General features: G+C 60.6%; 9 protein-coding genes. 5 read left to right on the plus strand and 4 right to left on the minus strand.

Features of this window, described 5'->3' with window-relative positions:
* Positions 1-77: 77 nt before the first annotated feature.
* From uxuA to LC298_RS15295, 4 genes are read right to left on the minus strand one after another with little or no spacing between them, the layout of a single operon-like run.
* Positions 78-1,265, minus strand: coding sequence for a mannonate dehydratase (gene uxuA / locus LC298_RS15280; protein ID WP_131569536.1), 1,188 nt, complete (start codon positions 1,263-1,265; stop codon positions 78-80).
* A gap of 15 nt (positions 1,266-1,280) precedes the next feature.
* Positions 1,281-2,015 carry an FCD domain-containing protein gene (locus tag LC298_RS15285; protein ID WP_131569534.1) on the minus strand — a complete coding sequence of 245 codons (735 nt, stop codon included), beginning with the start codon at positions 2,013-2,015 and terminating at the stop codon, positions 1,281-1,283.
* Positions 2,012-3,811 (minus strand): glycoside hydrolase family 2 protein, encoded by a 1,800-nt coding sequence (locus tag LC298_RS15290; RefSeq protein WP_131569532.1) that lies wholly within the window; start codon positions 3,809-3,811, stop codon positions 2,012-2,014. The genes LC298_RS15285 and LC298_RS15290 overlap by 4 nt, the downstream gene beginning before the upstream one ends.
* 3 nt (positions 3,812-3,814) lie before the next feature.
* Positions 3,815-4,762 carry a TRAP transporter substrate-binding protein gene (locus LC298_RS15295; protein WP_199223300.1) on the minus strand — a complete coding sequence of 316 codons (948 nt, stop codon included), beginning with the start codon at positions 4,760-4,762 and terminating at the stop codon, positions 3,815-3,817.
* Positions 4,763-5,018: 256 nt separating this feature from the next.
* Between LC298_RS15295 and LC298_RS15300 the strand changes: the two genes are divergently transcribed.
* The 5 genes from LC298_RS15300 to uxaC are packed head-to-tail and all read left to right on the plus strand — an operon-like array spanning position 5,019 to position 12,097.
* Positions 5,019-5,531 carry a TRAP transporter small permease gene (locus LC298_RS15300; RefSeq protein ID WP_131569528.1) on the plus strand — a complete coding sequence of 171 codons (513 nt, stop codon included), beginning with the start codon at positions 5,019-5,021 and terminating at the stop codon, positions 5,529-5,531.
* Between the two features lie 11 nt (positions 5,532-5,542).
* Positions 5,543-6,841, plus strand: a complete 1,299-nt coding sequence (locus tag LC298_RS15305) for a TRAP transporter large permease (RefSeq protein WP_131569526.1) — start codon at positions 5,543-5,545, stop codon at positions 6,839-6,841.
* An 11-nt stretch (positions 6,842-6,852) separates the two neighbouring features.
* Positions 6,853-9,228, plus strand: a complete 2,376-nt coding sequence (locus LC298_RS15310) for a glycoside hydrolase family 31 protein (RefSeq protein ID WP_131569524.1) — start codon at positions 6,853-6,855, stop codon at positions 9,226-9,228.
* The gene (locus tag LC298_RS15315; RefSeq protein ID WP_131569522.1) at positions 9,216-10,661 is read left to right on the plus strand and encodes a mannitol dehydrogenase family protein; all 1,446 of its coding nucleotides are present in this window, start codon (positions 9,216-9,218) and stop codon (positions 10,659-10,661) included. The genes LC298_RS15310 and LC298_RS15315 overlap by 13 nt, the downstream gene beginning before the upstream one ends.
* Positions 10,658-12,097: a glucuronate isomerase gene (uxaC, locus tag LC298_RS15320; protein WP_131569520.1), complete on the plus strand. Its 1,440-nt coding sequence runs from the start codon at positions 10,658-10,660 to the stop codon at positions 12,095-12,097. Before LC298_RS15315 ends, uxaC begins: the two co-directional genes overlap by 4 nt.
* Positions 12,098-12,099: the final 2 nt, after the last annotated feature.

The following is a 12,099-nucleotide window of genomic DNA, read 5'->3' on the forward strand; positions in this document are numbered from 1 at the left end:
GGCAGATATGCGCCGCCTTCTGCCCTTTCTCAAGCAACAAAACATCGTCCCTCATATTAACCGGTCTCTTCCGAGGTCTAGCTCTGCTGTTTCATCACTTCGCGAGCAGCCATCCAGGCGAGCGCACGCTCGACACCGCGGAGTTCCGCCAATCCCCGCAGCCGCCCAATCGCCGGATAGCCGGGACGAAAGCCCGTGCCCAGATCACTCAGCATGGCATGGCCGTGATCGGGACGCATTGGCAGCGCCTCGCCGCGGACGGCTTCAATGGCGCGCACCTCTTTGATCACAGCGACCATGTCCACGTCGCCGTCGAGATGATCCGCCTCGTAGAAACTCTGCCCATCCGCCTCCCGCCGCGTGGCGCGAAGATGCAGGAAATGCACCCGCTCGCGGAATTCCGCAAGCATCGCAGGCAAGTCGTTGTCATGTCGGACGCCCAAAGATCCGGTACAAAAGGTAAAACCGTTCGCGACGCCCAGCCACATCCCGCAAATCGCGCGCATATCCTCGGCAGTCGAGACGACGCGCGGCAAGCCGAAAATCGGCCGGGGCGGATCGTCCGGATGGATAGCGATACGCAAACCCGCCCGCTCGATTCGCGGCATCACACGAGCGAGGAAAGCGGCGAGATTTGCGCGCAGATCGCGTGGACCGATACCGTTGTAACGGGCGAGTTGAGCGCGGAATTCGTCGAGCGTATAGCTCTCCTCGGATCCCGGCAGGCCGGCGAGAATCGTACTTGTCAGCCGTGCGCGCTCCGCCGCGTCCATCGCTGCGTTGCGCGCCTCAGCCCGCTCAACGATCTCGGCTTGGTGACTCTCGGCGGCGCCCGCCCGGCCCAGCAAATGCAAGTCGAAAACAGCGAGATCGGCGGCATCGAAACGAAGACAGGACGCACCGTCTGGAAGCCGGTGATCCACGTCGGTACGCGTCCAGTCGAGCACCGGCATAAAATTGTAGCAAATTGTCGAAACGCCCTCGGCAGCAAGGTTTTCGGCGGTTGTAGCCCAAACATCGGCCTTGTCCTGCCAGCCGACCGCACCGGTCTTGATGTCCTCGTGCACCGGGATGCTTTCGACCACATTCCAACAAAGGCCGGCCGCTTCTATCGCCGCGCGCCTAGCGCGAATCTCTTCACGCGGCCATACGGTGTCGTTGGCTTGTTGATGCAAGGCCGTGACAACCGAAACGGCCCCGGTCTGCCGGATTTCGGCAAGGCTCACCGGGTCATCGGGCCCGAACCAGCGCCAGCAGTGCAGCATCCGTACCCCCGATATTCAGCCCTGCGACGCCGAGACGGAGGTAAAGAGATACCCGTCGAAATCCGGGTCTTCCGCATTGGAGAGATCGAACAAGGTCGTCCGCACGTTTTCGAGGTGTTGCCACATTGCCTGCCGCGCGGCCGCCGGATCTTTCTGCTGCAACGCAGTCAGAATCGCTTGATGGTCGCCAAGCCAACGCCGACGGTAGGAAACATCGAAAATCCGCTCGTGAAGCTGCGCCCACATCGGACTGCGGGCTCTCTTGCGCCACAATTCGTCAACGACATCCGCTAACGCAGAGTTCTGCGTTGCTTCCGCAATCAGTTGATGAAACAGCCGGTCACCCGAAAAATCCCCCTCGCCGGTTTCAATCTCCCGCGCCTCGAGCATTAGGGCCTCACGCATCTTCACGATGTAAGGTTTGGTTATCGTCCGCGCCGCTTGCTCGGCGATCGCACTTTCGAGGACCTGACGCGCCTGCAGAAGCTCGAACGGCCCGATATCATCGCGTAAATCGCCACTTCGGGCACCGGGTTCGACCAGTAAATAAATACCAGATCCCTTGCGCACTTCGACGAATCCCTCGATCTCCAGCATCATCACCGCCTCACGAACCACGGATCGCGGCACGTCGAATACCTCCGCGATCTGGCGCTCCGTCAGAATCCGGTCGCCAGGCCGGTAACCGCGGGCGACTATTTCCGCGCGCAACCTGTCAGCAATCTCGCGATAGCGCCTTCTAGCGGTCACAAACGAACCTCCTCCATGCGGGCCACCTCTTCATAGAACTCGGACAATACGCGAAAAGCTTCTTTCTTCGTGGCCTTGTCGGCAGCGATCAGGCCCTTCCGGTTGTAGCCCCGCTGAAATACGTTCTGCCGCCGCTCGACCCGAAAGTCGTAGAGTATCCAGGGCGACATGCCTTGCACCCAAGGAATGGCGCGCAGAATCTCCAATTGCCTGCGATAAACTTCAGCCTGATAGGACTCGCTGAAAAGTCCCCGCTCCGGTCCGCAGTCGGAAATATCGGCATCCGCCCCGGTTTCAGAAATCAGCACCGGCTTGCCGGGTTCCGAATTTCGCCCGATTGCGGCAAGGTCCGCGAAGTCATTCTCATACCAGCCATAATATTCGTTGATGCCAATCACGTCGAGGCAGTCGACCAACCGGTCTTCGATCCGGCAAGCGGCGTGGTTCACAAGGCAGGCAGCAGTGATGAGCCGTGTACCGTCCTCGTCCCGCGCGGTGCTGGCAAGAGCGGTCATGAAGGCAAGTCTGGCGTCAGTATCGGCGTTTTCGTTGCCGACAGACCAAAAGATCACGCTGGCCCGGTTGCGATCGCGACGGATGAGTTCGGTGAGCTGATTCCGCGCATCCTCGAAGGTTCGAGGATTGGCGAAGTCGATGGCCCAATAGACGGGAATTTCTTCCCAAAGCAAGAAGCCGAGTTCGTCGGCCAGTTCGGCGGCGCGTTCGTGATGCGGGTAATGTGCGAGCCTTAGGAAGTTGCAACCCAATTCTCGCGCGTGCAAGAATCGCCGGCGAAGATCCTCCTCCGAAGTACACTTACCCGTTAGCATGTCGTCCTCATGCACTGCAATCCCACGCAGCCAGACCGGTCGACCGTTCAGGAGGATTTCGTGACCGCGCACAACCACCGTCCGAAACCCGACCCGGTCGCGTATCTCATCATCACCTCCGCGCAGGATGACGTCATAAAGCCGTGGGTTCTCCGGTGACCAAAGTTCGAGCGCGGCTTCCAGAATAATCTCGCCACGACCGCCATCAACGGCGATTTCGCCCGAGACGCCCAGTTCCGGGATTTCTACTGTCGCGCAAGAAAGTCCCTCAGCCTCGACGACGATTCGAATGCGGCGATTGTTACCGTCGGCGACGAGGTGAACAAACATACTACGCAAAAACGCCTCAGGCAGGTCGTAAAGCGCGACCTCGCGGTAGATCCCTCCGTAATTGAACCAGTCGCTGTTGCGCATCGGCACACGGTCCAGCGTACGGGTGTTGTTGACACAGAGCATGAGCCAGTTTCGTCCAGGGCGCAGATGCCCGGTCAGGTCGGCGCAAAACGGTGTCGAGCCGCCGGCATGGTTGCCCACGAAACTGCCGTTCACGAACAGCTTGCAATCATATTGAGCCGCACCGATCCTCAGGATGTAACGTCGTCCCGGCACCGGCGTCAGGTCGAGCGGGCGTGTGTACCAGACCGAGCCCTCGAAGAAATACCACTTCTCCCGCAACATCTGCCAGCAGGACGGCACCGGCACCGTCTCTCCCACATAAGGATCGTAGTCCCAAGGCAGATCCCGCTCCTCCGGCGACGCCGGCTCCATCGCATACCAACGCTGGCGCAGCCCGGTATCGAGAAGATCAACGCAGAAGTTCCATGCGCCGTCGAGCGGCAATGCCTGCCGCCCGCGGGTATGGATAAGCGTCTCCGCATTCAGATCACATGTCTCGAAGGGACGAAAATAGTCCTCTTCATGCAGCGCCCGAAGCGCATTGCCGGCCAAGGCGGAGCGCTCGAGCATGGCCTACTGGGCTATCGCCTGGATTTCGCTGATGAGTTCGGCCACAAGCGGCGATTTGGCCGCGACCTCGGCATACATCGGCTGCACAGCAGAAATGAAGGGTGCTTTTTCAACGGTATTAACGTTGACCTCCATTTCGGTCTCCGCCTGCTTGATTGCAGCATCGGCCGTCTTGTTCCAGTTCTGACGGTGGAACTCTTGCGCCTCGCTTGCCGCCTGACGCATCGCGGCCTGTTGGTCCGGCGTCATGCCATCCCAGGTACATTTGGAGATGACCACGACCGACGGAATCATCGTGTGCTCATCAAGCGAAAAGAACTTCGCGACCTCTCCATGACGAGCGTTGGTCAAAGCGGTCGGATTGTTTTCGGCGGCATCAACGACGCCCTGCTGCAACGCACTGTACAGTTCGCCCCAATCGATCGGCGTCGGACTTCCTCCGAGAAGCTCGACCATGCGAATCGCCGAGGGACTGGGCTGCACCCGAACCTTCACGCCCTTGAGATCGTCCGGCGAATGGATCGGCTTATTGCCATAGAAAGAGCGCGCGCCCTCTGTCAGGAATGCCACGCCGAGAAATCCGTTATCGGCCGAAGCGTTCAAGATCTTCTGGCCGACTTCGCCAGAGACGACCTTGTTGAAATGCTCTTCGCTTTTAAAGATGTAGGGCAGGTTCATAGCGCTGTACGCGGGCTCAAACGCCTCGAGCTCGGAAGCATTCGATCGTGCCATTTCAAGCGCGCAGTTCTGCACCAGTTCCATCGATTCACGCTGATTGCCCAGTTCGGCGTTCGGAAAGACCTGGATCGAAAGCTCACCGCCAGTCAGGTCAGACAACCGTTTGCCCATGAATTCCATGCTAATATGCGTTGGATGGTCGGCGGGGTTGTTGTGGCTAAGGCGCAGGACCGTCTCGGCCTGTGTGAGCGCCGTTGATGCGGCCAGCACCACGGCGGAAAGCGCAAATTTGCGCCAAATCGTCGTCATCTCGTAATCCTCCCGGGTTGTATTACCATCGTCTGTCGGCCTTTGACGGCCTCCAACCGGCAACAATCAAAATATGTCGACCAGAATCTGTTTTTGTCAACTAATTTTCAGATTTTGGTTGACCAATTTTATTTCTTGCCCGAATATGCCGCCATTGTTGAGGGAGGACGACTATGAACGCAGGCGCGGTCGTGTGCAGTTGCGCGGCGTAACGGGCTTGATGGCCCTAAAACGCGCGCTTGACGTTTTCCTAGCGACAGCGAGCGGCGCCATACTGGCCTTGGTCGCAGGGGCAGTCATCTGGCAGGTGGTTACGCGCTATATCCTCGGCATTCCCAGCACCAGCACGAGTGAGATCGCGCGGCTTCTATTCATGTGGCTGGCGCTGCTTTCCGGCGCCTATGCGTTCGGGCAAAAGCGGCATCTTGCAATCGATTTTCTACCCCAGACCCTGACCGGCCGGTCGCGCACCGCCGCCGAGGCAACGATCCTTGCCATCGTGGCGATCTTTGCCGGTCTCGTGATGGTCCGAGGCGGAAGTGACCTCGTCCTGCGCACGCTAATGAGCGGCCAGATTACACCGACGCTTGGCTTGCCGATGGGCTGGATTTACGCCGCGATCCCGGTCGCAGGTGGCGCGATCCTCTTCTACTGCCTGTGGTTCGCGCGCGGGTTGGCGCGTGGCGAGGACGACGGCATCCTCCCTTCGTCTGATAGCAACACCACGGGTTAGGGGCGTTCGCAATGGGCCAAGCAAGTCTTCTTCTATTCGGCTCCTTTGCCTTGCTGATGGCGCTGGGCGTGCCGATCGCATTCGCGATTGGTGCCGCAGCCGCGTTGACATTCCTTCTTTTCATGAACTTCGATCAGTCGATGTTCATCGTAGCCCAGCAGATGGCCTCGGGACTCGATAGCTTCACCCTTCTGGCGATCCCGTTTTTCATTCTCGCAGGCAACATCATGAACTCGGGCGGCATGGCGCGACGGCTGGTGGATTTTGCCCAAATCCTCGCCAGCCCTCTTCCCGGCTCGCTCGCCCATGTAAATGTCATCGCCAACATGCTTTTCGGTTCGATCTCTGGGTCTGCAGTGGCGGCGGCGGCGGCGGTAGGCGGGGTGATGGCGCCGATCCAGAAGCGCGAAGGCTACGACCCCGCTTTCGCCGCGACGGTAAACATCACTTCTTGCCCAACCGGCTTGCTCATACCGCCGTCAAATACCTTCATCGTCTATTCGCTTATTACCGGGGGCACATCAGTCGGGGCGCTATTCCTGGCCGGATACTTGCCAGGAATCCTCATGGGACTCGGCATCATGCTGGTTGCGGGGATCGTCGCACGGCGTAAAAACTATGCGCCTGCACCGCGCCCTACCTGGACGGATGCGCGCACGGCTACCCTAAACGCGATCTTGCCGCTCGGCCTAATCGTCGTCATCATGGGCGGGATCATCGGTGGCGTATTCACTGCGGCCGAGGCCTCGGGCATCGCCGTCCTTTACACACTTTTTGTCACGCTCGTCTGGTACCGCGAGATCGGAATCCGCGACTTGCCCAAAATCCTGGTGGAATCCGCGGTAACGACATCGATCGTGCTGATGCTGATTGGCGCCTCGATCGCGATGTCGCGAGTGATGGCTTTTGGCCAGATCCCGCAGGCCATTGCCGAGGTCATGCTCGGCATATCCGACAATCCCACGGTGATTCTGCTGGTAATCACCATGGTTCTCTTGTTCGTAGGTACCTTTATGGACATGACTCCGGCGCTTCTGATCTTCACCCCGATATTCCTGCCAGTGGTCAAGCAGATAGGCGTCGACCCGGTACATTTCGGCGTTATCATGACCTTCAACCTGTGTATCGGCATTTGCACCCCGCCGGTAGGATCGGCGCTGTTCGTCGGTTGCTCGGTCGGCGGTGTGCCGATCACTCGTGTTCTGCGACCGATCCTGCCGTTCTTCGCCGTGATGATCTCCACCGGATTGATCGTCACTTTTATGCCGTGGCTGAGCCTCGCTCTGCCACGTTACTTCCTTGGCTACTGACAGGGTGCGGAATGCGGCGGCTGAAAAACTGGCAGATCGGGCGTCGTTTACCCGCAGGCATCGAACTCGCGCTCGAGGGAGGCAGCCTCATGCGGCTGCAGGTACTCGACAAGACGCTCTTCCGCATCTCGCTTGTCAACCGCGGCCTTTGGCGGCTGGATCGCACCTGGGCCATCGCTCCCCAGGGAGACACTCCCTGGGAAGGGCGCGCGCGTGACGATCTGTCTGGCTTCCCCTGCCCCGCGCACGAATTGGACGCCGAAGCCGAGCGCATCACGCTGGCGACCAAAGACCTGCGCTTGCTAGTCGGCAGGCCGCTGCGCCTGACTTGGCAGGCGCTTATCGGCGGCACGTGGAAGACCTTCGCCGAGGACCGCCCTACCGGAGCCTATCTGCTGGGCAGGACCGACCATGCCGCCGAACATTTCTTGCTGCGTGCGCCGGGCGAACGGATATACGGCCTCGGCGAGAAAGCGGGCCCACTTGAGCGCTCGGGTCGACGGTACGAGATGCGCAACCTCGACGCGCTCGGATACGACGCACAAACGACTGATCCGCTTTACAAGCATATCCCCTTCACGCTGACGCGAACCGAGACCGCCGGCAGCTACAGCCTTTACTATGATACCGCCGCTACCGCGTGGTTCGACCTCGGCAACGAGCGCGATAACTACCACCCGCCCTACCGCGCATTCCGGACCGCCGATGGTGATCTTGACTACTATATGCGCTGGTCGCCGGACATCATGACGTTGGTGCGCGAGCAGGCGAGAATGACCGGGGGCACAGCCTTTCCGCCGCGCTGGTCGTTGGGCTACTCCGGTTCGACCATGGCCTATACCGATGCCCCAGATGCCGAGTCCCGGCTGGCCGGGTTTCTCGACGAACTAGACCGATACGATATCCCCTGCGACAGTTTCCATCTTTCGTCGGGCTACACCGCGATCGGTAACAAGCGCTACGTGTTCCACTGGAACCGCGACCGGTTTCCCGATCCTGATCAGTTTACCGCACGATTCAATACCGCCGGCGTGCGGCTCATCGCCAACATCAAGCCCTGTCTGCTTAACGATCATCCGCGCCGGGCCGAGGCCGAGGAGCAGCACCTCTTCATTACGGATAGCGAGACCGGCGAGCCCGAGTCCTCGGTGTTCTGGGACGACGAAGGCTCGCATCTCGACTTTACGAATCCCGCGACGGTAGATTGGTGGAAGCTTCACGTGCGCCGCGAACTGCTAGATCGCGGAATCGCCGCAACTTGGAACGATAACAACGAATTCGAGGTCTGGAACCGGGAAGCGCGCTGCGCGGGCTTTGGACGGCCGCTCGACATCTCTCAGATACGTCCTATACAGGCGCTGCTCATGACGCGGGCTTCCGATGCGGCACAACGCGCCCATGCGCCGGACCGCCGCCCCTATTTGGTGACTCGCTCCGGAGGCACCGGCATTCAGCGCTATGCCCAGACCTGGACCGGCGACAACCACACTGATTGGGAGACCCTGCGCTGGAACATCCGCATGGGGCTCGGTCTGTCACTTTCGGGATTCTTCAACATCGGTCACGATACCGGCGGCTTCGCCGGGCCGCAGCCTGGCCCGGAGCTTCTGTTGCGCTGGGTTCAGAATGGTATCTTTCATCCGCGTTTCACGATCCATTCGTGGAACGCGGATAACAGCGCAACCGAGCCGTGGACCCATCCAGAGGTTACCCCATTGGTCGCCGCAGCAGTCCGTCTGCGTTACCGGCTTCTGCCTTATCTCTATACGTGCCTGTGGCGCGCCGCAGCCGCTCAGGAGCCAATCCTGCGGCCGCTCTTTCTCGATCACGAGGACGATCCGGCCAGCTTCGCGGACAGCGACGAATTTCTGCTGGGCCCCGATCTTCTGGTTGCGACCGTAGTTGAGGCTGGAGCTACACGCCGCCGCTTGCGCCTGCCCGTAAACGCGACCGGCTGGGTAGACTTCCATACCGGTGTCTGGCACTCTCCCGGGAGCGACATCGACATGCCGGTGACGCTCGCCTCTGTCCCGCTTTTTGTGCGTGCCGGTTCGGTTCTTCCACTATCGATCGGCGCGCGACGCGCCACCCCCGAAGCCGAGACAGCAAGAGAACTGGCGATCTACCCTGCCCCCGGTGACTTCGCTGTCGAGTCGCTTTGCTACGACGACCGCGACACAACCGGGGCATTGGAGGGCGATTATTGCCTTACGCGCCTGCATCTTTCGGGTGTGGGCAACGAGTTGCGCCTTGAAATTTCACAGAGCGGTCGTCGCGAACCGCCGCATCCGACGTTGCGGCTTCATCTCGCCACTGGCGATTCCCGCCGGCTGACATCTAACGGCGCGCCAGTAGCCGCAAGTGCGGAGGTCTCATGGCGCACCTGACCGTCCGGCGCGGGACCCTCCAACCTCGCCTTCTCCACATCGGATTCGGGGGCTTTGCCCGCGCGCACACGGTGGCCGTGGTACAGCGGATGCTGGACGCTCTACCTGCGGCACAAGCGGACTGGGGCATCCGCGTCGCGCGGCTCCATTCCGGCACCGAGTTGCTGAACGCCCTAGATACGGCCGGCGGATCCTATGTACTCGTCGAGATCGATAACGCCGGTGCCCGTACAAAGCAAATCGACTGCATCCTCGGTACATTCCAGCCTGCACGCGACGGAGGAGAAGCAGTCGTTCGAGCGCTGAGTGAACCCGAACTCATAGCTGTCACGCTAACCGTGACTGAAAAGGGTTACTGCCTGCGAAATGGAATGCTGAACAGCGAGGATCCCAGCGTCAAGGCCGATCTGGCGCGAGGCGGATGGCGAAGCCTGCCCGGCCTTCTGGTCGAGGGTTTGAACCGCCGTCGCACAGCGGGACTTCCCGGGCTGGCCCTACTGTCCTGCGACAACCTCCCCGAAAACGGCAGATTGCTGGCGCGATCAGTTCTCGACTTTGCCCGGGCGCGAGATGCCGGTCTCGCTGACTGGATCGCCAAGACGACGACATTCCCGTCATCAATGGTGGACCGTATCACCCCGGCTCTTGACAATGAGGGCCGAGCGCTCATCGCGGATTTGACCGGTGCCGACGACCCCAATGGCATTGTGACCGAACCCTTCCTGCAATGGGTAATAGAAGACCGGTTTCACGGCCCTCGCCCACCCCTCCATCTCGGCGGCGCACAGTTCGTGACCGACATCCGGCCATGGGAGGCCATGAAACTTCGGATGCTAAACGCCAGCCACACGATGCTTGCTCATCTCGGCGGCCTCTTGGGTTTTCAGACGATCGACGAATGCATGGGCGACAACAGGTTGGTGGAGGCCGCCCGCCGGTTAATGCTGGACGAGGCCGCACCCACGCTGCCGCCGCTCGCCGGGGCCGATCTGCCGGGCTACGGCCAAGCCCTCCTGGCGCGGTTCGCCAATACACATCTGCGCCACCGCTGCAGCCAAATCGCCACCGATACCAGCCAGAAGCTACCCCAGCGCCTGCTAGCGCCGATCACATGGCATCTAAGCCGTGGTAGCGCCTGGCCGATCATGTCGCTGACCGTAGCCGGCTGGATGGCTTGGGCGCGAGGCCGCGACGATTCCGGCCGCACTCTACCGCTTAACGATCCGTTGGCCGAGCAAATCGGCGAGGCTGGCGCGATCCCGGACGGTCCCTCATATGTTGCCGCGCTACTCGCTCTGCGCGAAATTTTCCCACCGAATTTGTCCGGAGATCCGCGTTTCGTCTCCGCCATCCAGTCCGCATACGCTTCCTTGCGGTCCGAAGGAGTACGCACCGTCCTCGACCGCGCCATCTCTCATCGAGATCTGCCATGACACGGTTTCTCGGCCCTGACTTCCTGCTCGACACCGAACCGGCGCGGCGTCTCTACCATGAGGTGGCTGCGGGCCTGCCGATCGTCGATTATCACAACCACTTGCGCCCCGAAGATATAGCCCAAAACCGCAGTTGGGAGTCACTTGGGGAAATCTGGCTCGCAGATGACCACTACAAATGGCGGCTTATGCGCTGGGCGGGCATTAACGAAGAACGGATCACCGGATCGGCCGATTTTCGAACGAAATATAACGCTTTCGCCACCGCGCTGCCCCGCGCGCTCGGCAATCCGGTTCATCACTGGGCGCATCTGGAATTGTGGCGTTACTTCGGCCTCGGGGGAACGGTTCTGTCACCCGAGACGGCCGATCATTGCTGGGAGGTCGCAGGGAACTGCCTCGCGCGACCGGACTTCCGCGCTCGTGGCCTGCTCTCTTGCATGAATGTCGAACTTGTCGCAACCACCGACGATCCTACGGACAGTCTCGAACATCACAGGGTCTTCGCGGCCGAGACGGACACAGAGTTGCGAATGATCCCAACCTTCCGCCCTGACCGCGCTTTCGCAATTGAGGCACCGGACTTCACCGACTGGATTGAGAGGCTCTCGGCTTGCGCCCGTCAACCGGTGCGGCGCTGGGACGACCTTCTCGGCGCGCTCGATGCGCGGCTCGATGCATTCCTTGCAGCCGGAGCCCGGGCCGCGGATCACGGCATCGACTGTCTGGAGGCCGGCGAAGAGGTCAGCGCAGTGAAGCTTGACGCGATTCTGTCCGCCCGGCTCGAAGGCAAATATCCCGATGAGTCCGAAACCGCGGCTTGGCGGTCTGCGCTCCTCATCGCGCTTGGGCGCGCATACGCGGCGCGAGACATGGTGATGCAGCTCCATATCGGCGCGCTGCGCAACACCCGCAGCCGCCTTCTAATGCAAGTCGGACGCGATGCCGGCGGAGATTCGATCAGGGACCGCCCGATCGCCGAAGGGTTGAACCTGCTGCTCGATCGGCTCGACCGCAGCAACGAATTGCCGCGCACGATCCTCTACGCACTCAATCCGGCGCTAAACCCGATCCTTGTCACAACCGCCGGCAACTTTCAGGATGGTAGCCGGGCAGGCAAAGTCCAGGCAGGCGCAGCCTGGTGGTTCAACGATCAATTGGATGGAATGCAGTCTCAAATGACGCAGCTCTCGCAAATGGGCCTGATCTCGACATTTACAGGGATGCTAACCGACAGCCGTTCGTTGCTTTCATTTCCACGGCATGAGTATTTCCGCAGATTGCTGTGCCGGATGCTTGGCCGATGGATGCAGGACGGCCTCGTCCCGAACGACTTCGATGCCCTTGCCGAGATGGTACGCGACATCTGCTATCGCACACCACATGCGTGGTTTGCCAGAAAGTCGGTCGACGTCGGAACCGCGCGCTTGAGATAGCG

The organism is Oricola cellulosilytica, assembly GCF_019966575.1.
Classification (GTDB): Bacteria; Pseudomonadota; Alphaproteobacteria; order Rhizobiales; family Rhizobiaceae; genus Oricola; species Oricola cellulosilytica.

What these genes read in the sequence shown, in the direction of transcription:
- LC298_RS15315 (WP_131569522.1), top strand. Translation starts at nt 9,216, where the DNA reads ATGGCGCACCTGACCGTCCGGCGCGGGACCCTCCAACCTCGCCTTCTC.
- uxuA (WP_131569536.1), bottom strand. Translation starts at nt 1,265, where the DNA reads ATGCTGCACTGCTGGCGCTGGTTCGGGCCCGATGACCCGGTGAGCCTT.
- LC298_RS15310 (WP_131569524.1), top strand. Translation starts at nt 6,853, where the DNA reads ATGCGGCGGCTGAAAAACTGGCAGATCGGGCGTCGTTTACCCGCAGGC.
- LC298_RS15305 (WP_131569526.1), top strand. Translation starts at nt 5,543, where the DNA reads ATGGGCCAAGCAAGTCTTCTTCTATTCGGCTCCTTTGCCTTGCTGATG.
- LC298_RS15300 (WP_131569528.1), top strand. Translation starts at nt 5,019, where the DNA reads ATGGCCCTAAAACGCGCGCTTGACGTTTTCCTAGCGACAGCGAGCGGC.
- uxaC (WP_131569520.1), top strand. Translation starts at nt 10,658, where the DNA reads ATGACACGGTTTCTCGGCCCTGACTTCCTGCTCGACACCGAACCGGCG.
- LC298_RS15290 (WP_131569532.1), bottom strand. Translation starts at nt 3,811, where the DNA reads ATGCTCGAGCGCTCCGCCTTGGCCGGCAATGCGCTTCGGGCGCTGCAT.